At 57.4% G+C, this 21,366-nt stretch carries 20 protein-coding genes; 8 read left to right on the plus strand and 12 right to left on the minus strand.

From position 1 onward, the window contains the following. The first annotated feature begins 145 nt into the window (after positions 1 to 145). The gene (locus RBB47_RS00075) at positions 146 to 3,403 is read left to right on the plus strand and encodes a pentapeptide repeat-containing protein (RefSeq protein WP_305983668.1); all 3,258 of its coding nucleotides are present in this window, start codon (positions 146 to 148) and stop codon (positions 3,401 to 3,403) included. 55 nt (positions 3,404 to 3,458) lie between these two features. Here the strand turns inward: RBB47_RS00075 and RBB47_RS00080 are convergent, their stop codons facing one another. Further along, on the minus strand, positions 3,459 to 4,556 hold the full coding sequence (locus tag RBB47_RS00080) for an NAD(P)/FAD-dependent oxidoreductase (RefSeq protein ID WP_305983669.1): 1,098 nt from the start codon (positions 4,554 to 4,556) through the stop codon (positions 3,459 to 3,461). A gap of 147 nt (positions 4,557 to 4,703) precedes the next feature. Here RBB47_RS00080 and RBB47_RS00085 point away from each other — a divergent pair, with 147 nt between their 5' ends. After that, entirely contained in the window at positions 4,704 to 5,534 is an 831-nt protein-coding gene (locus tag RBB47_RS00085) for a DUF6807 family protein (RefSeq protein ID WP_305983670.1), read from the plus strand. A gap of 34 nt (positions 5,535 to 5,568) precedes the next feature. On the opposite strand, the gene gatA is transcribed toward RBB47_RS00085, so the two are convergent. The 3 genes from gatA to gatC are packed head-to-tail and all read right to left on the minus strand — an operon-like array spanning position 5,569 to position 7,843. Further along, the gene (gene gatA, locus RBB47_RS00090; protein ID WP_305983671.1) at positions 5,569 to 7,053 is read right to left on the minus strand and encodes an Asp-tRNA(Asn)/Glu-tRNA(Gln) amidotransferase subunit GatA; all 1,485 of its coding nucleotides are present in this window, start codon (positions 7,051 to 7,053) and stop codon (positions 5,569 to 5,571) included. Further along, entirely contained in the window at positions 7,050 to 7,538 is a 489-nt protein-coding gene (locus RBB47_RS00095) for a GNAT family N-acetyltransferase (RefSeq protein ID WP_305983672.1), read from the minus strand. Before RBB47_RS00095 ends, gatA begins: the two co-directional genes overlap by 4 nt. Before the next feature lie 17 nt (positions 7,539 to 7,555). Continuing rightward, entirely contained in the window at positions 7,556 to 7,843 is a 288-nt protein-coding gene (gatC, locus tag RBB47_RS00100; protein ID WP_305983673.1) for an Asp-tRNA(Asn)/Glu-tRNA(Gln) amidotransferase subunit GatC, read from the minus strand. Positions 7,844 to 8,099: 256 nt separating this feature from the next. On the opposite strand from gatC, the gene RBB47_RS00105 reads away from it, so the two are divergent. From RBB47_RS00105 to RBB47_RS00115, 3 genes are all read left to right on the plus strand, one after another. Further along, positions 8,100 to 8,657 (plus strand): TetR/AcrR family transcriptional regulator, encoded by a 558-nt coding sequence (locus RBB47_RS00105; RefSeq protein WP_305983674.1) that lies wholly within the window; start codon positions 8,100 to 8,102, stop codon positions 8,655 to 8,657. A gap of 167 nt (positions 8,658 to 8,824) precedes the next feature. Continuing rightward, a complete protein-coding gene (locus RBB47_RS00110; protein WP_305983675.1) occupies positions 8,825 to 9,319 on the plus strand; it encodes a YHS domain-containing (seleno)protein in 495 nt (164 codons plus the stop codon). 233 nt (positions 9,320 to 9,552) lie between these two features. Then, the gene (locus RBB47_RS00115; RefSeq protein WP_305983676.1) at positions 9,553 to 10,350 is read left to right on the plus strand and encodes a siderophore-interacting protein; all 798 of its coding nucleotides are present in this window, start codon (positions 9,553 to 9,555) and stop codon (positions 10,348 to 10,350) included. Positions 10,351 to 10,380: 30 nt separating this feature from the next. Here the strand turns inward: RBB47_RS00115 and RBB47_RS00120 are convergent, their stop codons facing one another. Both RBB47_RS00120 and RBB47_RS00125 read right to left on the minus strand, forming a co-directional pair. After that, positions 10,381 to 10,845, minus strand: a complete 465-nt coding sequence (locus tag RBB47_RS00120) for a DUF805 domain-containing protein (RefSeq protein ID WP_305983677.1) — start codon at positions 10,843 to 10,845, stop codon at positions 10,381 to 10,383. Between the two features lie 209 nt (positions 10,846 to 11,054). Next, a complete protein-coding gene (locus RBB47_RS00125) occupies positions 11,055 to 11,537 on the minus strand; it encodes an ester cyclase (RefSeq protein ID WP_305983678.1) in 483 nt (160 codons plus the stop codon). Positions 11,538 to 11,672: 135 nt separating this feature from the next. On the opposite strand from RBB47_RS00125, the gene RBB47_RS00130 reads away from it, so the two are divergent. Then, entirely contained in the window at positions 11,673 to 12,515 is an 843-nt protein-coding gene (locus RBB47_RS00130) for a LysR family transcriptional regulator (protein ID WP_305983679.1), read from the plus strand. Between the two features lie 285 nt (positions 12,516 to 12,800). On the opposite strand, the gene RBB47_RS00135 is transcribed toward RBB47_RS00130, so the two are convergent. The 4 genes from RBB47_RS00135 to RBB47_RS00150 all read right to left on the minus strand — a co-directional run bounded on the left by RBB47_RS00135 (position 12,801) and on the right by RBB47_RS00150 (position 15,662). Beyond that, positions 12,801 to 13,550: a pyridoxine 5'-phosphate synthase gene (locus RBB47_RS00135; protein WP_305983680.1), complete on the minus strand. Its 750-nt coding sequence runs from the start codon at positions 13,548 to 13,550 to the stop codon at positions 12,801 to 12,803. Between the two features lie 194 nt (positions 13,551 to 13,744). Beyond that, positions 13,745 to 14,230, minus strand: coding sequence for a hypothetical protein (locus RBB47_RS00140; protein WP_305983681.1), 486 nt, complete (start codon positions 14,228 to 14,230; stop codon positions 13,745 to 13,747). 388 nt (positions 14,231 to 14,618) lie between these two features. Continuing rightward, positions 14,619 to 15,215: a DUF4166 domain-containing protein gene (locus RBB47_RS00145; protein ID WP_305983682.1), complete on the minus strand. Its 597-nt coding sequence runs from the start codon at positions 15,213 to 15,215 to the stop codon at positions 14,619 to 14,621. Positions 15,216 to 15,257: 42 nt separating this feature from the next. Then, positions 15,258 to 15,662, minus strand: a complete 405-nt coding sequence (locus RBB47_RS00150) for a thiol-disulfide oxidoreductase DCC family protein (protein ID WP_305983683.1) — start codon at positions 15,660 to 15,662, stop codon at positions 15,258 to 15,260. A gap of 272 nt (positions 15,663 to 15,934) precedes the next feature. Here RBB47_RS00150 and RBB47_RS00155 point away from each other — a divergent pair, with 272 nt between their 5' ends. Together RBB47_RS00155 and RBB47_RS00160 are read left to right on the plus strand one after the other, a co-directional pair. Continuing rightward, positions 15,935 to 17,149: a GTP-binding protein gene (locus RBB47_RS00155; protein ID WP_305983684.1), complete on the plus strand. Its 1,215-nt coding sequence runs from the start codon at positions 15,935 to 15,937 to the stop codon at positions 17,147 to 17,149. Next, the gene (locus RBB47_RS00160; protein WP_305983685.1) at positions 17,146 to 17,769 is read left to right on the plus strand and encodes a DUF1826 domain-containing protein; all 624 of its coding nucleotides are present in this window, start codon (positions 17,146 to 17,148) and stop codon (positions 17,767 to 17,769) included. The genes RBB47_RS00155 and RBB47_RS00160 overlap by 4 nt, the downstream gene beginning before the upstream one ends. Positions 17,770 to 17,960: 191 nt before the next feature. On the opposite strand, the gene RBB47_RS00165 is transcribed toward RBB47_RS00160, so the two are convergent. Then, positions 17,961 to 20,393, minus strand: coding sequence for an FAD-dependent oxidoreductase (locus RBB47_RS00165; RefSeq protein WP_305983686.1), 2,433 nt, complete (start codon positions 20,391 to 20,393; stop codon positions 17,961 to 17,963). 30 nt (positions 20,394 to 20,423) lie between these two features. Next, positions 20,424 to 21,302: a choline/ethanolamine kinase family protein gene (locus tag RBB47_RS00170; RefSeq protein WP_305983687.1), complete on the minus strand. Its 879-nt coding sequence runs from the start codon at positions 21,300 to 21,302 to the stop codon at positions 20,424 to 20,426. Between the last annotated feature and the right edge of the window lie 64 nt (positions 21,303 to 21,366).

The raw sequence follows: 21,366 nt of genomic DNA on the forward strand, positions 1-21,366 counted from the left end.
TGCAAAGACAGCAGTAAAGGTCATTCGGGGTGACGTCATCGGCACAGCTTTTGGGTTCTATGATGCCTATAAAGCCTATGTGCCGAAGGATCCGAGCCGGGAGCAGATGGCTTTCCTGTTCTGGCAGGCAGCGTTTTTTCTGGCCGTGACGGACGCGCTGACACGCAATCGCCTGGCGCGGATGACGGACGAAAAGGTAATTGGGCACAATACGGCATGGTTGCTCAAAACGGTTTTTGATCCGTCCGACCCAGGCGAATTCGAGCTTTCGCACGTGGTGGACCCAACAGAATGGGGCCTCTACCGGGAAAAACTGCGCGCTCGTTTTCCCGATTTCGTGGCTTCGCTGGAAGAGGCCCATTCCGGTTTCACGGATGATGAACTCATGCACCAGCTGGACATCAGCCTGCGTGCGAGTCTGCAGAAGGTCTGGACAGAGAGCCGTTTTGCCGATTTCCAGCTTTACATAGCGTCACTCAGAGACGACCCGGTCTATGAAAGTCTGATGCGGCGCCGACAGTGGCAACAGCACTATGCATGGATTGAAGACAAGCTGAGTGGCAGCACGCTCTTCGGTCAGGAGGATGGGTCCGGTGTCACGGTGCGGAGCGTCTATACACCGCTTAGGTGCGCTTGGGAGATCGTCGAAGATCTGCCGGTCGAAGACCGTGACCTGGTGGCGCAAGACACCGGGCAGGATCCGTCCGCGCAACGCAAGCGGATTGTTCATGTCGACCACGCCGAGCAGGCACTTAAGAGCTGGGTTTACTCCGTCGCGGGCTCGGGTAGCACAGATACTCTTCGCGTGATCGCAGGTGGTCCAGGCAGCGGAAAGACCACTCTGGTTCAGATGCTTGCCTCCGAACTGGCTCAGGAAGGCCTGGTCAACGTCTGCTTCATTGAACTGCAGCACTTTGTTTTTAACGGCGATCTGAGGTCGAGCATTACGTCAGAGATGAAACTGGTACGTGACGGCGTCGGTGTTGGCGGAGACCCGGTGCAATGGCAAGACAGTGACGATGCCAGACCGCTCCTGTTCATTTTTGATGGTCTTGATGAATTCGTTGGAGGTAAAGGTGTTAAAAGGGGTATCGCGCATGAGTTTTTCGAAAATGTACGTGAGTTCCTCCGAACTCTGAACAGAGGCAAGGCACGTGTGCTTGCGATCTTAACCGGGCGCCACGGATCAGTCTCCGACGCTATGGACAGCAAAGGGACTGACACGCACGCCTTGCTGGAGGTCATGCCACTTACGCCGCTGCAAGAGCATGCGTTCTTCAGAGCCCGCCCCGGACGCTTTGCGCTGCAGGAAATCATTGATCCCAATGAGTTGCTTAACTGTGACCATCGCAAGTTGTTCTGGGAAAACTGGTGCAAAGGGTCCGGCCAGGAAAACATGCAAAGCCCGGGTGCACTGGAAGTCAAAGAGCTCGACGACTTTACCGGTGAACCGCTGCTCTTTTATCTTCTGGTGCTCACCGGTTATGCGATGGATCCGAGGCAAGTAATTGAAAACAAGAACGATATATACCAATCCATTTTTCAGGAGGTTTACGAGCGCGACTTTGCAAAGAGGGACGAGCGCGAGGATGAACTGATATCGCAGGATCAGTTCTTTCTCCTGATGGAATGTCTTGGCATTGCGGTTTGGCAAGGAGGCGGCCGGGTTGGCTCGGAAGAGGCGTTCAAGACGATCCTGGATTGGCACACCGGTCTCGAAGCATCAAATTTTGCTTCACTGTCTGCATCGTCCCTCAACAACGTCGCGTTGCAATTCTACACGCGTCATACGGGCGACGGTAGCGAACCGGGATTTGAGTTCATTCACAAGAGTTTCGGAGAGTATTTGGCCGGTCGGGCGCTGTTGCGCATCGGCGAAGCGCTGTCCGCATTGAATCGCAAGAAAGATGAAATTGCCTTGCAATGGGTGACGTGTACGGGACCTGCTCATGTTTCATTGGAGATCCTGGAGTTTCTGGTGCTCGAGATGGCGCGTCGTCCCCCGGATCAACTCAAAGGTCTCATAAAACGGCTGTCGAAGCAGGTTTCCTGGGCTGTCGAAAACGGAATGCCGGCGCATTTGTTGCCCGATATCGGCACGTGGCAAGACGCGGAAACGCGACAAAGAAATGCGACTGGTGCCTTACTGGCGGTGTTGAATGCAGCCTATCGCGTGCGTCGCTCAAAGGGGGAGTGTCCGCCAATACGAGTAAAATGGACCGACGAGTTTTCGGCTCGGCGGTTTCTGGAGCGGCTTCATCTCGCGTCTCCTTATCATCGCGCGTTTCGCCAACTCCTTTCTGGTATCGACTTTGCGGTTAAGGGGAAAACGGGAGAAGAATCAACGCCTCCCTACCTGAGAACGATGCTTTTAATTCGCACGGACTTGCAAGGAGCATGCTTGCGGCACGCACGCCTTTTTGAAACCAGCCTGGCCGAGGCGGATCTGACAGGTGCTGACCTCGAAAGTGCCGATCTGCGAGGCGCAATCCTGCAGGCGGCACATTTACAAGAGACGAACCTGGCAAATGCTCATCTGGAAAAAGCAAACGCGGCGTTTGCGGTATTAAGAGATGCAAACCTGAAAAATGCGATCCTAAGAAAAGCGGATCTGTCGTTTGCGGTGTTGAAAGGCGCGGATCTTCAAGGGACGGATCTTGAAGATGCAGTGCTTTCGAGAGCAGACCTCCAAGGGGCGAATCTCACGAAGACAAAGTTGCGAGGGGCGAATCTTTCACATGCAAAACTGCAGGGCGCTGATTTGAAGCATCAGAAGCTTCGAGACGTGAATCTGCAGGGTGCGCAGCTGAACAAGGCGGACTTGTTCGAGGCAAACCTGCAAGAACTCTTTATGTACAGTGCGGATCTGAGGGAAGCGCACCTTCATCGCGCTAAGCTGCAAGAGGCGAACCTGCGAAGCGCTGATCTGCGAGCAGCCGACTTGCGAGACGCAGACTGTCAAGAAAGCGATCTGTCCGACGCAAAATTGAAAAGCGCAAATCTAAAAGGCGCGAAACTCAAGCGGGCGAACCTGGCGAGGGCAAACCTTGAGGACACAAACCTGCAACAGGCCATTCTCTCCGACGCAAGCCTGCAAAACGTCAACGCGCGCAATGCCGATCTTCGAGAGGCAAATCTTCAACTGGCGGACTTGCATGGCGTTGACTTGCAAGGAGCTGACGTAGGCGAAGCGTCTTTCGACTTAGCCAATCTCTCGTCGACAAATTTGGCTGACGCCAAAAACCTGTCCCAGCATCAACTGGAATCCGCCTTTGGAGACAGGGTTACGGCTGCATCCTTGCCAGAAGGTCTACAGGCGCCCGATCATTGGGCAAATGAAGCATTGGATGGGTTTGAAGCGCATGCAGCTTGGTCGCGTTGGAAGACAAGGCTGTTCACCTAATCGGCCGCGACACTGAAAGAATGACCTTCGCGTCTTTGAACCCTTGTCGCAGTGCTCAACTCAACCTTGCCGCAACTTCATCCCCGATGGCCAGCGAAGCCGTAAGTCCCGGAGACTCGATACCGTATAGTGCGACCAAGCCTTCCAGCCCGTGTTTTTCTGACCTGTCGATGCGAAAGTCAGCGGCCGCTTCGCCCGGACCGGCGATCTTGGGGCGGATGCCGGAATAGTCCGGGACCAGCGAATGGTCCGGCAGACCCGGCCAGTAGCTGCGGATCGCGGCGTAGAATTTATCACCTTGCGCCGGATCGACCTCGTAATCGAAATCCTCGACCCATTCGACATCGGGGCCGAAACGGGCCTGGTGCTGCAGATCGAGCGTCAGGTGAATGCCGAGGCCGCCCGGCTCGGGGGCGGGATAGATGAGATGGGAAAAGGGTGCCTTGCCCTGCAGCTTGAAGTAATTGCCCTTGGCGAGAAATGGCGTTGGTGCCTTGGCATTCGGAAGCGCGGACATCAGAGCGGGCGATGAATGCCCCGCCGAGACAATCAGCTCCCTGCAAGTAAGGGACATTGTTTCCCCGTTTCCGGTGTCGACTTCCAGGCTGAAGCCTTCTGCGTGTCGCCCGATCCGGGCAACTTTGCTGTTGAGAACCACCTGACCGCCATTTGCTTCCAGCCCGCCTTGAAGCGCCAGCATGAAGCCGTGGCTGTCGATGATCCCGGTCGAGGGAGAGAACAGCGCGCCGACGCAATCAAGGTGTGGTTCGACTTCGGTAAGCTTGGCACGGTCGTAAAACACAAGGTCATGAAGGCCGTTGTCTTCTGCCTTCTTGTGCAGCCTCTCCAGTTCCGGAAGCTGGGTTTCACCTGAAGCGACAATCAGTTTGCCGATCCGCTCATGAGCGACACCGTTCTCGGCGCAGAAGTCATACAGAAGCCGTTTCCCGGCAAGGCAGAGTTTGGCTTTCAAACTGCCCGTCGGGTAGTAGATGCCGGCATGGATGACTTCGGAATTGCGGGCGCTCGTCTCCGAGCCGATCAGGCTGTGCTGTTCCAGGACCATGACATCGCGGCCCTTGAGCGCAAGTGCACGGGCAACCGCGAGCCCGACAACGCCGGCGCCGATGACGATGGTTTCGATGTCTGGCATTTCTTTGTTTTCCAAGCGTGTAGCAGATGTCGTGCTGTGTGCGGATGGACTGCTTCTGGTATTTGTTTGTATCTTTCAAGTCGGAAGCGACCGTGGCTGGTTTGAGTCACAGTACCGCTTTTGACAAGGTCTGCGTAACGGTCTCCCATGCATCTCAGGTTTTTAGACGACGATGTCGAGTTTTTTGCAAATACCGGTCAATCCGTCGGGCGCTACAACTTCCGAAACAGGTTTAAACCCTCTCTTCATCCGCTGAAAACACCGGCAGGTGTCGTTCTGACGCTGAGCCAACCCCACGATCACCTTCACCATCGTGGCGTCATGTATGCGCTGTCAGCGAGCGACATAAATTTCTGGGAAGAAAGGCAAGTGCGCCCGAACGAAAAGGTCGGCGTACAAAAGCATCTAGATATCACTGAGACTTCGGCTGGTCCCAATCGCGCCGGGCTGGAGCACAGGATTTTATGGTCCTGCCAGGATGGGGAACTCGACACGTTCGAGGAGGTGAGGCTGCTGTCCTGTGAAGAGGATGAAGCGGGCGGTCTGGTCTGGCAGTGGCGAACGCAGCTTCTTGCCTTAAGGGACCTGGATCTCATCCAAAGCCATTGGTCTCACGAAACTGCTGGCGGCAGAAAGATCAACTATCATGGACTGGGAATCCGCTTCCGGCGCGACTTCGGTCCGGTCTTTTCAGGCACTCAGGTATTCGTGAACGCTGAAGAAGTCGACTTTGCCGAGGCCCTTGGCAGCAAGCCCGCAAAAACTGCCATTGTCGGCAAGCTCGACGGTTACAGCGAGCCGCGCAGAGCCGGGCTCGCAATTTCACAGCATCAGGATCATGTGCTGTTTGCCTGCAAAGAACCGTTTCCGTTGGTCTGCCTTGGACCAAGCAATGGCGAACCGCTCAGCGTCAGCCAGGGCGAGACGCTGGTGAGCAGTTACGAGCTTTGCCCATTTGACGGCAACGATCTGCCTTAGCCCTCTCAGGCAGAGAGAGCCAAGGCAAATGATATCAACCCCACCACTGCTCCGGCTCAAACGAACCGGCGGCATCCTCGATGACCTGGCCGACCTGGAACAGTGTTGCCTCGTCGAACGGCTTGCCGATGAGCTGCAGGCCGAGCGGCAGGCCTTCCTTGTCGAGACCGGCCGGAACGGAAATGCCAGGAAGACCGGCCATGTTCACGGTCACGGTGAAAATGTCGTTCAGATACATCTTGACCGGATCTGCGTGAAGGTCCTGGTCGGCAACGCCGAAAGCAGCTGAAGGTGTCGCCGGGGTCAGGATCGCGTCGACGCCGTTCGCCCAGGCCAGATCGAAGTCGCGCTTGATCAATGTGCGCACTTTCTGGGCCTTCAGGTAGTAGGCGTCGTAATAGCCGGCGGAAAGCACATAGGTGCCGATCAGCACACGGCGCTTGACCTCGTCGCCGAAGCCTTCGGCACGGGTGTTTTCGTACATTTCGACAATGTCTTTGCCCGGCACGCGCAGGCCGTAGCGAACGCCGTCGTAGCGGGCAAGGTTGGAAGACGCCTCCGCCGGCGCGACGATGTAATAGGCGGGCAGGGCGTACTTCGTGTGCGGCATGGAAATCTCGACGATCTCCGCACCTGCGTCCTTCAGCCAGGCAATGCCCTGCTGCCACAACTCCTCGATTTCGTCCGGCATGCCGTCCATGCGGTATTCGGCGGGAATACCGATCTTCAAACCCTTGACTGACTTGCCGATGGCGGCCTCGTAGTCGGGAACTTCGATATCGACCGAGGTCGTGTCCTTCGGGTCTATGGAGGCCATGGACTTCAAGAGGATGGCGCTGTCGCGCACCGTATGAGCGATCGGGCCGGCCTGATCGAGAGACGAGGCGAACGCGACGATGCCCCAGCGCGAGCAGCGTCCGTAGGTCGGCTTGATGCCGACTGTTCCGGTAAAGGCAGCAGGCTGGCGGATGGAGCCGCCAGTGTCGGTCGCCGTTGCACCCATGCACAGCCGGGCGGCAACAGCCGTTGCCGAGCCACCGGAAGACCCGCCCGGAACAAGGTCCTGGTTGGAGTTCTTCTTGCGCCACGGGTTGATCACGTCGCCGTAGTAAGACGTCTCGTTGGACGAGCCCATGGCGAATTCGTCCATGTTGAGCTTGCCGAGCATAACGGCACCGTCTGCCCACAGGTTGGACGTGACAGTCGATTCATAGGCGGGCTTGAAACTGTCCAGAATGTGGCTGCAGGCCTGGGTGTGGACACCCTTGGTGGCGAACAGGTCCTTGATGCCGAGCGGGATGCCTTCCAGCACGCCGCCATCGCCGCTGGCAAGTTTGGCATCAGAGGCCTTGGCCATCTCGCGGGCCTTGTCTGCGGTGACGGCGACATAAGCGTTGAGTTGCTTGTTGGCTTCTTCAATGTTCGACAGGAAGGCCTCGGTGAGTTCGAGCGAGGTGTAGTCCTTGTCCTTCAGTCCCTTGCGGGCTTCGGCAATGGTGAGTTTGGTCAGATCGGTCATGAGTGGGTGTCTCCATCGGTCTCAAGGGACCGGGAATAGAAAATGGAATATGGGCTGTCGGGATAATCGAGCACGGCCCCGCAACGGGAAAAGCCGGCGCGCTCGTAAATCCTCCAGGCCGCAGGGTGTTTGTCGCCGGTTTCCAGGACGAGGCTTGAAAAGCCTTCCGAACGGGCGAGGGACACAATACGCTTCAGGATCTCACTGCCGAGGCCCAGTCCCTGAAAGGCCGGGCGGGTGTACATGCGTTTGACTTCTGCAACACCACCGTCGTGCCGGTGAAGTGCTCCGCAGGCAGCGGCTATGCCATCGACCCTGGCAACGAACACGGTGGTCGCTTTGCCCGCCATTTCCTCCACCGACATGTGGTAGCAGGCTTCGGGCGGGGACAAAGTCAAAAGCAACTCGTTCAGCTCACGGATCATCGCGCCCATGTCGGCCGACAAAGGCGTTTCGATCGCAATAGCTGTCGAGTGGTTCGGCATCCTGTCAGAGGTCCCGCTTATTCAACGACCTTCGGCACCATGAAGAAATGATCTTCTGAGGCCGGGGCGTTCAGCGTGATGTCATCTGCCTTGTTGCCGTCGGTGATACCGTCAGTGCGCTTTTTCATTGACTGCTCGACAACCGAGGTGAGCGGTTCGACGCCGTCTATATTCACTTCGTCCAGCTGCTCGACGAACCCGAGAATGGTGTTCAATTCACCGGTCATGCGCGTGGCGTCTTCTTCGCTGACCTTGATGCGTGCCAGCCGGGCAACGCGCTTTACCGTATCGGTATCAACAGACATAGGATCCTCACTTGAACTGGACACGCGCCGTACGGGCAATCGCCGGCGCTTGTCTTCGGGAAATGCATACGGACCACAAGGCCCGTTTGGCTTGCTTTTACAGGGAAATGAGATCCGTTGGGCCAAAACCATCATGGCAATCGCCAAAAAATACTGATATTCGGTGCCAGGTAGAACCGATAATATCGCAGCACTCACCATGAGCTTGTCGTCCACGAATGAAGCGCGGTCTCGCGGCCGTCCCCGAGAAGATCGCGTGACCAAGGCCCTGCTCCAATCGACCCTTGCCGAGCTTGCGGAGAAAGGCGTTGGCAGGACAACGGTCGCCGGAGTTGCCGAAATGGCCGGAACCAGCAAACAGGCCATCTACAGACGCTATCGTGACAAGCCTGACTTGATCGCCGCGGCCGTTGCCCAAGGCTTCGAAGCGCTCGAACCTGTAGCTCCTCAACGCAGCAGCGTTGCAGAAGACCTGCGCCAGTTCCTGAGCCGGCTTGTGGGACTGTTGCAGGAGACGCCGCTTGGTGCGGCGCTCCGCGCGCTTGCGTCACATCGGACGGACGCAGCGTTTGCCCCGGTATTTCAGGAGGTGGAGTCGGTACAGCGGCTGGCCCTGCGCCAGATCCTGATTGCAACGCCCTTTGAAGCGGACATGGAAATGCGGATCGATCTCCTGCTTGGCCTGGTCTATTTTCGGCTGCTGCTTCAAGGCGGTAGGATCACCCAAGAGGACATTGAACGCGCGATCTACCTTGTGCTCGGCCTTGTTGCGCCGCGCGATCCGTCACCCTTCTCTGGGCTTCCGGGCACGTGAATTTGTCACAGTTGCAACCGTCAACTCACAAATTTCTAGCGATCTGATTTCGTCTCTGTGATCAAAGGTTATTGGCCATTGAACGCGTCAAGAGACATGTTTGCACCAGCACGGTGCGGGAATGCGCCGCGCGGAAAACGCCTTCTTTACCTCCTATGGAGACGTCCATGCCGCTTTACACCTCAAAATCCGTCCTTCTGGGCCTGACGGCCCTGTTTTCGGCAGCCGCCTTCACCGCGTCCGCTGACGAAATCACCACCTTCACCAAGGGTGGCGCAGCCATCGGTGGCACCGACCCCGTCGCCTATTTCACCGAAGGCAAGCCGGTTGCCGGCACTGACGAATACACCGTTGAGTATGACGACGTGACCTGGAAATTCTCGTCCGCCGAAAACCGCGACAAGTTTGCTGCCGATCCTGCGAAATACGCACCGCAATATGGCGGCTTCTGCGCCTTTGGCGCTGCCATGGGGTTCAAGGTGCCGGTCGTTCCGGAAGCCTGGTCGATCGTCGACGGCAAGCTCTACCTGAACAATTCTGCAAAAGTTCAGGAGCGGTTCGAGCAAGACATTCCGGGTCACATCAAGAACGCGACCCTCAACTGGGAAATCATCAAGGACAAGAAGCCGGAAGATCTGAAGGAGCCGATCATCCGCAACTGATCCTGAGATAGTTCTCAACTTGCCATTACCTCCACACTTTATGAAGCCTGACACTAGACAGCCCGCCAATCGGCGGGCTTTTTTTTGATCGTTTCCATATCATCTGCGCCTGGTTAGAGCATTTTCGCTGATGGGGTGACGCACTGTTCGGCAACTTCGAACAGCAAGGGTCTTCCATATTCTGTTCGCAATCGCTAAATCTTGAGAAATTGAGTCATCTTTAGAGGTTTCCCTTGGCCAGCAGACCCAAACGCCGCCCGCGCATCCTGACCGTTCAGTCGGTGCGATCCCTCAGTCCGCACATGATCCGCGTCACATTTGCCGGTCCGGAACTGGAGGGGTTTCCGCTCAATCACGAAGGGGCCAATTGCAAACTGGTGCTGCCGCGCGACGGTGAGAGCCGGGACGATTTCGACGCTTACTTCGCTCCGGACGGACCGGAAGAAAAGGTCCATCCGGTTCGGACCTATACGGTGCGCGCTTTCCGCGAGGAGGGCAGGGAACTCGACATCGACTTTGTCGCTCATGGTGACGAAGGACCGGCCACGCGCTGGGCCCAGACCGCGAAACCGGGATCCTTCCTGGGTTTTTTCGGGCCGAGCCAGCCGAAAATGACCGAGTTTTATGCCGACTGGTACCTGGTGGCTGCGGATCTGTCGGCCATGCCGGTTGCCGAAGCGACGCTTGAAGCCATGCCGGACAGCGCAAAGGGCATTGCCATTTTCGAAGTCCCGTCGGAAGACGACATTCGGGAAATCACCACGCCGGAGGGGATTGAGATCAAATGGTTGATCCACCCGGATGCGCACGCACCGTCATCGGCACAGGTTGATTTCATCAAGGCGCTCGATTGGCGGCCCGGCGTGGTGCAGACCTGTATCGCCGGTGAGAGCTCGGTAATCAGGACGTTGCGCGACTATCTGCACAATGACCGAAAGCTCCCCAAGAAGGACACCTACATTTCGGGCTACTGGAAAATCGGGCTTGTCGAGGATGAGCACCAGAAGATGAAGCGGGCAGAAGCGGCCTGAATATCCTGGTCAGCTCGCACGAGGCGATGCTCAAGCGACATTGCGATCGCGGCGCCCGAACGGCTTTGAGGAGTTTCCCCAGGATGTCGCCGGGGACGGTCTATGCGGGGCCTTGCCCGGCGCGGTTTGGCCGAAGGTGCCGCGAGGCGGTTCAGAGGTGAAACGGCCCGGGTGCTTTTCGATGCCGCAGAAGTACACCATCAAGCCGGTCCCGACCGTCGGCAACAGGAAACTGAGGTACCAAATACCGCTGCGACCGGAGTCGCGCAGTCTGTTCAGGCACGTGCACAGGTTCATGTAAATGACGGCGAGGATTGTCACGACAATTCCCGCTTGCTCCCCGGAATTTCGAACGTCTGTGTCGCTGTTCAGATCCGCGAACAGGAGTATTGTTGCGACCAGGCCTCCGATACCAAGACAGAAAATGGCAAGTTGAGACAGCCACCAATAGGTCCGACCGATTTTTCCGTGCCATGGATTGATGACTGCGAGCATAGCGTCCTCCAGACGACAGCCCACTTAAACTGCAGCATGTAAAGACAGGCTTAAATCGGCCCATTGATTTTGAGAGGATTGTCGTCCGCCTGGAGTGAGGCGCTTGTTTTTAGGTCTCTGACAGGCATGCCAGAGTCGCGTTCGGGTCTCTCGCAGCAAAGCCGGCCGACCGCGCTGACGGCAGCGCGGCCGGTGGCATCTGATGCTGCTTACTCCGCAGTCAGCTGGCGAATGGCAGTCGCCCATTCCTCGACATGATAAGACTTGACGATCTTTCCATCCTCGACTGTGTGAATGTCGATCGACATGATGTCGAAGCTCTTGCCGGTCGCCGGATCGATGCCAAGAAACGGCCCCTCTGGCGTTCCCGTCGCCCGGCCGCGAACGATGAAACGGTTGCCGTCCTGCAGAATTTCCTGCGGCTCCCAGCTGAGGTCGGGAATGATTGCCCCGAAACCCTTGAGCGTCTCGTAGAACCCTTCCGCACCGGTGCCACCATTGCGCGGGGCGGGTGTTGTGACCCAGTCTTCCGAAATAACCGAGTGCACGTCCTCCAGTTTAACATCGGCCGGTGTGGTCAGGAGGTCAGAATAAAAGGCTTTGACGACGTCCATATCGTCGGCGAGGGCGATCGTTGGAGCTGTTGCGAGAGCGGTAGCGATAGCAGCAGATTTCAAAGTGGTTTTGAACATGGGTGCATCCTTTGAGTGAACGGATGCTTGCAATCTGGGTGGGGGAATGATTATTCGGTAGATAAGAAAAAACGAATTTATAGTTTGGAAATGCCGAATAATTCAGGTTTACCCTCAGCGCAGGCGGTGCGGCGGATGACCTATTTCGCGGCCATCGCGGAAGCCGGATCCATTCGCGGAGCCGCGGAGCAACTCGGTGTCTCCGTTCCTGTTGTATCGGAAGCTCTGTCCGACCTTGAAGATGAACTCAAGGTAACGCTAGCGGTGCGCACGACACGCAAGCTGGAACTGACGCAAGCCGGAGAGCGCTTCTACGTCGCGGTGACAAACATGCTGTCAGCAGCGCGCGAAGCCATGGAAACCGTCGCCCGGGACAAGCCGCTTTCAGGCAGGATCGCGATTACTCTGCCTGTCGAGCTGGCGGCACACTGGCTGCCGGAGCGGCTTGCAAGATTTCAAAAAAAGCATCCAGACGTTGATTTCACAATCGAGGCGAGTGACAGCGTCACCGACCTGAAGGGGAGTTCGTTCGACATAGCCGTGCGGGCGGCCTATGTGCCACCTGGTGCCGTCGAACATGGATTTGAGAGACTACCGCTGGTTGCCGTGGCCGCGGCCTTACCGGAAATCCAACGTGAAAACGACGCGATGCGAATTGTCGGGTTACCGTTTTTGAAGGCATTCGGCGTCGAGCAGGTCGACATCAGATATGGCGCCCGTGACAAGGTCCTCCAGGTGGCATTTGAACGCGCGATCGAGATCAACAATCGGGACGCGGCAATCGCCATGGCGCGAAAAGGGCTTGGATTTGTTCTCGTGACCGAAGCCGCGGTTGCCCTGTATCTTCAGCAGGGTGGTCTTTTGAACATCCTTCCCGGGGCTGACTTCGGCTGCGTCGTCCTCAGAAGCCTTGTCCGCGACCGGCTGCCATCACCTGAGGCCAAAGCGTTCGAAGCTTTCCTGAAGCAACCGGCATGACATGCCTTCACTGGGTACCCTAGGGTACGGACCCATAAATGAAGCCGATTTGGCGGCATAAATGGCGAAATCACGCAAGGAAGCGTGTGAAGAGCGGGCTTTATGCCCGGTCAAGCGCGGTGACGCCGCGAGGTGAAGCCATTTTGCCGTCCTTCGGATTTGGCCGTTTTGGCCATCTGCTTCGTCGCGAAAGGCTTGAAAATGAACCACATTTCCTGCGCTTTCGCTCCTTGCCGCTGGTCAAAACGATCCAAACCAAATTGACTTCATTTATGAGTCCGTACCCTAGAGTTCCCCCATCGACCGCCGGAACCGATTGACACTTTCGGCAAATCCATGGATCAGCGCATCTGCGGTGAAGCCGTGACCGATGGACATTTCACGGATGAAGGGGGCCCGGGCAATCAGGGCAGGAATGTTGGCCACGGTGAGGTCGTGTCCCGCATTGACGCCAAGACCGCATTCCCTTGCGGCCTCTGCCGTGAGCGCAATGCGCTCAAGTTCCTTTTCGGCCTTGCCCGGATCGTCGTAACAGGCCCCGTAGGGTCCGGTATAGATCTCGATCCGCTCGGCACCGAGCCGGGCAGCATGCTCGGGGGCACCGGGATCGGGATCGCAGAACAGCGACACGGTGACGGCCCATTCCTTGGACGCTGCGATTGCCGTTTCAAGCTTTCTCGTGTCTTTTGAAAAGTCCCAGCCATGGTCCGATGTGGACTGGTCCGGATCGTCCGGTACGAACAGAACCTGTTCGGGCCGGGCGTCTTCAACCAGCTTCAGGAAATCAGCGGACGGATATCCTTCCAGGCACAGTTCCTTGTTCGGAAACCTGTCCTCCAGCAGTTCGGCAAGCTCAAAGACGTCGGTCTTGCGGATGTGCCGCTCGTCCGGACGCGGGTGAACGGTGACGCCCTTTGCACCTGCTTCCATCGCGATGGCGGACAACCCTGTCACACTGGGCCACGGCAAATCGCGGCGGTTGCGCAGCATGGCGACGGCATTGACGTTGACGGAGAGGCGCGAGACGGCAGGCATGATTGTTCGTCCGGTTGAGGCGGTTCAGAATCCGATTCAAGAGATTGGGTCAGGGAGTCAAGATTGTTCCAAAAGTCATTGAAGTCAAACGAGAAATTGTCTCTAGAGACAATGTTTTGCTTCGGCAGGAGACGGGCAACCGTTCAAAAGCTGCAACACGAGAATGGTGCGCACTGAGTGCCGGGCGCTTGCGGCTATTCGAAAACGTCTGGTGATGTTTTGCGGTGGGAGGGATCTCTTTGGCGCAGATATCTTATCTGCAAATGCATGGCCAGAAGACAGAAAAGCCAGACCGCGAAGGACTGGACATGGACGAAGCTCAACAGCGCCATTCCAGCGCCGAAGGCTGTACCTGCAAGCGGTGCGATGAAGGTACCAATGATTGCACCAGCCAAAGAGGGGGATAGGAATGCTGCCAGCGTCGCGAACACCCATCCTGCCTTGCCGGGACGTCCGAACCACCCTGACAGGAACAACCCGGAAGCGGCACCTCCAAATGACGCCAGTATTGCGACACCAAGCGGGTTGAAACGGAAGTCTGCGTCGGCGTCCCCTGTTCCAAGCGCAAAAGCCAACGTCAGCGCAACCAGGAAACCTGCAGCAGCGCTTTCCAGGATGATTAGAAAGCGCAATCTGTCCCGAAGGAGCCATTGCCATGGCTGGAAATCATCGTTCGACATGAAACCTCCTGAAAAAGATTGAACCGAGGGTAGGGGCACAGCCCGGGAGACAGCCTGCAGTGTTTCAGCATTTTTTCAGCAAGGAGATCTCGGTGGTTGGCTAACCGAAGCGGTGCGGTGCTTTAGGGTACGGACCCATAAATGAAGCCGATTTGGCGGCATAAATGGCGAAATCACGCAAGGAAGCGTGTGAAGAGCGGGCTTTATGCCCGGTCAAGCGCGTTGACGCTGCGAGGTGAAGCCATTTTGCCGTCCTTCGGATGTGGCCGTTTTGGCCATCTGCTTCGTCGCGAAAGGCTTGAAAATGAACCACATTTCCCGCGCTTTCGCTCCTTGCCGCTGGTCAAAACGATCCAAACCAAATTGACTTCATTTATGAGTCCGTACCCTAGACCTCTTTGTCGTCCGGTGTCAGGACGCCGCGATATCGGACCAGCATTCCGATCCCGGGCAGCGAGACTTTGACATCGAAGTTGAAACGTCCGTTTTCTTCGAACTCGCTCGCCTGGCTGACGGGCACAAGCCATCGAGGCAACGGCACGCCAAAGCCTCGCGCGCGTTTCACCGGATAGTGCAGGCGGGCGTTTTCAAATTCGAGATCAATGTCGAATTCGAGCGCTCCGAAACGCTCGCATATGTGACCGCCACCATTGGCGCCACGCAGCGACAACACGGACGCGAAAGTCTTTTTGCCGAACGTGCGTTGCCAGTGTTCCTTGTCACCACGCCGTTCAATTGCAACGGTCACCGGCACGTCATTCGCCTCAGGCGGAAACCCGACCAGAGCGCAAACCAGGTTTCCAAGTCCGGAATTTCCGCGCGTTACATCTGCAGTGCCCCGAAAAGTACGGCTGCTGGAGACTTCATGGAGGTCGCGGACCGGTTCAGGCAGCGCAAAATAGTCAGCCCCCAACGCCTGTTTGAACAGGCACGGTGTTGTCTCTTCTTCTGTCGCGCTATGCACGTTCACCGGGTCTGCTTTCATTATACGCGCCTGATACCGGGCGCTCCTTTAAAAGTTTGCGGGTCACTCCACGAGCCGGTTCTTCAAGTCCTTGGACGGCAAGGGGCAGGATCTCTTGCCGAACGTATACCTGTTCCGGGCAATGCGGTCATAGAGCCAGTTCGCAAGGGATTTGGGGAGTAAGTCAACGATTGCAAGAAGGGCCCATGGTCCGCCAATGCTTCGCATCGCTGCCGCAAAGGATGCCATTTTGGTGTAGGCCTTGCCGTCCAGAATGACGATGTTCGTATCCCAGTCATCCGGGTCGAGGCCGTGTTTTTCGTAGAGCGCGCGCCCGGTTGCGGATTGTGCGCTGACAAATCGAAAGCCGGCCTTCCTGTCACGTTCCGCCATAAAGCGTGCAAAGCCGGAGCAGATGATGCACTCGGCGTCGAAGATGATCAGGTTTTCGCCCAGAGTTTCCGACATGGCTGCGTTGCTTTTCCAGCTGTTGCGATCAACCTTTTACGCAAGAATGTGCCGCACAGGTAATCCTGTTGCACAGCGTAAGTGTTTTCGGGAGCAAGAAGAGGCTGCATATCGTCGCATTTGCAGAATTTGTGAGTGTCATTCTAACCGTAAAACGCAGGCAAAAGCCCTTCTATCAGATGACTGTGAAACCCGAACAAGCGTCTTGCCGCTGAAGGACCGATAAGATAGTAACGTAATAACATTACAAATCTGTCTAGCCAGGAGTTTCCATGCCAGATACCCGTTTGCCCGTAACCGTTCTCTCCGGTTTTCTGGGAGCCGGAAAAACCACGCTGCTCAACCGTGTCCTCAACAACCGCGAAGGCCTCAAGGTAGCGGTCATTGTCAACGACATGTCGGAAGTGAACATTGATGCCGATCTCGTGCGTTCAGGTGGGGCAGAGCTCAGCAAGACAGATGAAACACTGGTCGAAATGTCCAATGGCTGCATTTGTTGCACCCTGCGCGACGACCTCCTGAACGAAGTCAGGCGACTTTCGGAAGAGAAGAAATTCGATTACCTGCTCATTGAATCCACGGGCATTTCCGAACCCCTGCCGGTCGCGGCAACCTTCGAATTCAGGGACGAATACGGTGAGAGCCTGTCTGACGTATCCCGGCTGGACACGATGGTGACGGTCGTCGACGCGGTCAATCTGCTGAAGGATTACTCGAGCCACGATTTCCTGCACGATCGTGGTGAAACGATGGGAGAAGAAGACGAGCGCACGCTCGTACATCTCCTCACCGATCAGATCGAGTTTGCGGATGTTGTGGTTCTGAACAAGGTCAGCGCGGCAACCCCGGATCAGGTCGACGCTGCCCGCAAGATCATTCGCAGCCTGAATGCGGATGCCAGGATCCTGGAGGCGGACTACAGCGAGATCGCGCCTTCCGAGATCCTCGACACGAAGATGTTCGATTTTGAAAAGGCGCACGAGCACCCGCTGTGGGCGAAGGAGCTCTATGGTTTTGCCGACCATGTGCCGGAAACTGAGGAATACGGTGTCGCGTCCTATGTTTACCGGGCGCGCCGGCCGTTCCACCCGCAGAAAATCCACGACGTTCTCAACGGACAGCTCCCGGGCGTGATCCGGGCAAAAGGCCATTTCTGGATCGGCAGTCGCCCGGAATGGGTTCTTGAGTTTTCACTGGCAGGCGCGCTTTCGAGCATTGCACCGCTTGGTACCTGGTGGGCATCGGTTCCGTTGAACCGCTGGCCAGACGACGAGCGGGCGCGTGCGTATGCAAAGTCCCACTGGGTCGAGCCGTTCGGAGACCGCCGGCAGGAGATCGTCTTCATCGGCGCAGGTATTGACTGGCCCATGATCAAGACCATGCTGGACACTTGTCTGATCGAAGAAGAGGACGGTGACGACTTGGCTGCCTTCTCCGGCCTGCCGGATCCATTTCCTGTCTTTCGCCGCGCGGAGCATGCCGCATGAGCCTGGCTGAATCCTTTGCTCCTGCACAGGGACGTGCCCAGGATGTCCTGATGGGGCGTGATCCGGACGTTCTTGGCGATATTGCAAGCCCAGGTGTTGCTGCGGCGATCTGGACACGCTCGTGCGACAAGGAGTTTGAAGCCTGGGTCGACAGTTTGCCCATGGAAAATCTGCCGGAACTGCGGACCGTCGTCCCTGTTCATCTGGCAGAAGCAGCAGCAATCGCAGCCTGTGAGGAAGCAAAGATAAAGCCCGGTCCGCAAATGGACATGTTGACCGGCGACATCGGTGCGCTCGCTCTCATGTTGGCAAAATCGCTTGGCGTGGATCACGTGAAAATACGCCTTGATGTCACCGACGAGGTCATGTGCCCGAAGTTTCATGTCGACAATGTTCCGGCGCGATTGCTGTGCACGTATCGTGGAGCTGGTACGGAATATGTCCCGGCCGGCCTGGAAGCGGACCCTGCCAGCATTCGGCAGGTAGGACGCGGAGCTGCCGCATTGTTTCGCGGCGGCGCCTGGCCTGGCGATGAACGTACAGGTCTTCTTCACAGGTCACCCGACCCGGAAGCGGGAACAGGGGCCCGGTTGTTACTGGTGATCGATCCGGTTCTGTGAAGGCATCAAACCGGTTCGGTCTGGTCCGAGAACAACGACAGGCTCGGTGTCTGGGTGGCCAACAGGTTTTGCTGGTTGAGATTTGGCTGGCAGCGGCCGACAGCGGACGTTCGGGATCAACTCCGCGAACGTCCTTTTCGGCGGCACGAGCACCTGTTCTGCAGAGGACTGAAGCGTTCTGACCGATCTCGTCAGGCCTTGATTCGTTCCATTTTCGGATCATAGAGCGGATCAAGTGAAACGTCGGCCTTGACCCGTTCCGTTCCAACCTCAAGCTCATAGTTCGCGGACAGCACATGATCGCTTGTAACGCCGTCCGGATGCCGCACGTAACCGATCCCGATGCTCTTACCGAGGGTGTGGCCGTAGCCACCTGAACTCAGCCAGCCACACCGTTCTCCATTGCGGTAGATGGTTTCGCGGCCGGACAGGATGACGTCGCCATCGGCCGTAAAGGTTGCGAGCCTTTTCTTCACGCCGGTCTTGCGCTGTTGCTCGACGGCACTGCGGCCCTTGAAGTCGGTCTTGGTCCTGAGCTTGACGGCCCAGCCAAGCCCGGCCTCGTCCGGCGTGTGGTCCGGACCGATATCGGCCCCCCAGGCGCGATATCCTTTTTCCAGGCGCAACGTTTCAATCGCGCGGTAGCCGGCATTGCGCAGACCGAATGGCTCGCCGGCCTCGTGCAGGGCGTCATAGACCGTTTGTGCATACTCGGTTGGTAGGTGCAGCTCCCAGCCGAGTTCGCCGACATAGGTGATGCGAAGTGCGAGAACGGGGCAGCCGGCAATTCCGATCCGCTGCGCCTGGCCGAAGGGAAACGCGCTGTTGTTGAGATCAGCCCGCGTACAGGAAGAAAGAATGTCGCGCGCCTTTGGTCCGAACAGCGACAGAACCGAGTTTGAAGATGTGACGTCGAGAAGCTGCGCATTCAGACCAGCGGGAATGTTCCGCCGGATCCAGTCGAAATCATGCGTGGCAAAGCCGGTCCCGGTGACGATGTAGAATTCATCAATGGCCGCACGGACACAGGTTAGATCGCATTCAATGCCGCCGCGGTCATTCAGCATTTGCGTGTAACTGATCGACCCGACCGGTTTGTCGACACGGTTGGCCGCGATCCAACTGAGCGCGGCCTCGGCATCCGCGCCTTTCAGGATAAACTTTGCGAAAGATGTCTGGTCGAAGAGGGCAGCGGTCTCGCGTGCGGCTCTGTGTTCCCGTCCGACCGGGCCGTGCCAGTTCGGCCGCTCGAACGTATAGATGTCACGCGCTTCTTCACCGGCTTCGGCGAACCAGTTCGGCCGTTCCCAGCCGAGCTTTTCGCCAAAGACCGCGCCATCCGCTTTCAGCCGGTCATAGAGCGGCGACCGGCGGCAGGGCCGGCCGCTTTCGTGTTCTTCCGATGGCCAGGCCATCGTGTAGTGTTTGCCGTAGGCCTCCAGCGTCCGGGTTCGCACCCAGTCCGTGTCGGTGTGGGGCCGCCCGAAACGCCGGATGTCGACCGGCCAGAGATCGAATGGCGGTTCACCCTTGGCGACCCATTCGGCCAGCGCCATACCGGCGCCGCCGCCAGACGCAATGCCAAAGGCATTGAAACCCGCACCGATGAAGACGTTCGCCATTTCAGGCGCTTCACCCAGTATGAAGTTGCCGTCCGGGGTGAAGCTCTCCGGCCCGTTGACCAGCTGCTTGATGCCGACCCTTTCAAGGTCCGGCACGCGCGGCAACGACAGTTCCATCAGTTGTTCGAAGTGATCGAAATTGCTGTCCAGAAGCTGGTAATCGAACGGATCCGGGACCCCTTCGATCGCCCAAGGAATGCCATTGGGCTCATATCCGCCCATGATGAGGCCGCCAACCTCTTCCTTGTAATAGGTCAGCCGGTCCGGGTCGCGCAGGGTCGGCAGATTGGAAGGTACGTCAAAGGCCTCCGTAATCATGTACTGATGCTCGACGGACACCAGCGGCACCGTGACGCCGATCGTCGCCGCGAGCTCTCTTGTCCACTGCCCACAGCACAGGACAAGTTTTTCGCAAGCAATGTCGCCTTGCGCGGTCCGGACACCGATCATGTTTCCGCGATCTGTCAGGATCTCAAGAACCGGCGTGTTTTCAACGAGCTTTGCACCACCCGCCCGCGCGCCCCTGGCGAGCGCCTGGGTGATGTCGGACGGGCTTGCCTGACCGTCAGTCGGCAGAAAGGCGGCGCCGACGACGTCGCTGATATCCATCAGCGGCCACAGGTCCTGCGCTTCCGTGGGTGACAGCAATTGCATGTCCAGGCCGAAACTGTGGGCCGTCGTCGCCTGTCGCCTGACCTCTGTCCAGCGTTCTTTGTTGCAGGCAAGACGGAGGCCGCCATTCATCTTCCATCCGGTCGCTTGCCCGGTCTCTTCTTCCAGCCTGTCGTAAAGCGAGATGGAGTATCCGAGAAGCTGGGTGATGTTGGCATTGGAACGAAGCTGGCCGACGAGGCCAGCGGCATGCCAGGTCGAGCCGGAGGTCAGCGCCGCCTTTTCCAAAAGCAGAACTTCCTGACCCATTTGCGCCAGGTGATAGGCCGTCGAACACCCGACAATGCCGCCGCCGATGACGATGATTTTCGAGGAGGAGGGGAGTGACATGCAGGCTCTCTAGGTCAACAGATCTTGGTCTTACAGTTCACGGAATTCGGAGAGTGCGGCGTTCAGCCGGTCCATGTTTTCACTCGTATAGGCGGCGTAGTCAAAGTCGAGTTCGGAGTGGATCTCGGACGTCATTGACCAGAGGGTTTCACGCATCAAGGACGTGCATTTCATGGCCTTGTAGGCGCGCCATCGTGTGTCGGAAGGAGCAGCTTCGTAATATTGATCGAGCATCGTTACTTCCTGCTCTTCGCTCAGGCCGTTATTGGAGGCAAGGCCGGCAAGATCGAAGAGTGGTGAGTTGAAGCCGCCATATTCCCAATCGATCAGCCAGAGCCGGTCCCCGTCATCGAGCAGATTGGCGGCAAGCAGGTCATTGTGGCCAACGACGAGGTCAACGGCTCCGACCGCTTTCCCAAGGTCAGCCAGTTTTTCCATCAGGCCGGGAAGTAAAGCTGAATGTGCTGACCCGTCAGCCTTCAGGCGCGCTGCATAGGTCCGGTTCACCTGGAACGGCCAGAAGGCGAGTATCGGCCCGGTGAGATGGCTTCCCAGATCGCGGTGAACCCTGGAGACCAGTTCTACGATTTTCGTCAAGGTTTCAGGCGCGCGGACATCAGCTTCCTCGAAGGTCTTTGCCTCAATGAAGTCCAGCACCAGAACGCCGGGTTCCTGGTGAACAACAGCCGGTGATACGCCGGCCGCTTCTGCGGCTCTGCTGAGCGCGAGCTCGTTCCAGCGCATGACGCCGTGTTCGGGAATGTCGTTGCCGAGACGAACGACAAACTTGCGGCTGCCGTCGCGCACAACAAGATTGACATTGGTGATGCCGCCGTCCAGCGGTGTAATGTCCTGAGGATCGGAAAAGCAGGTCAGCGCCGCTGCGCGGTCAATTGCTGTTTCAGACATGCATTAATTCCCCACCTTCGCGCTGACCTCGATGAGTTCGAACGGACGCCCTTTAAATGTCAAT

The organism is Roseibium sp. MMSF_3544, assembly GCF_030732845.1.
Lineage (GTDB): Bacteria > Pseudomonadota > Alphaproteobacteria > Rhizobiales > Stappiaceae > Roseibium.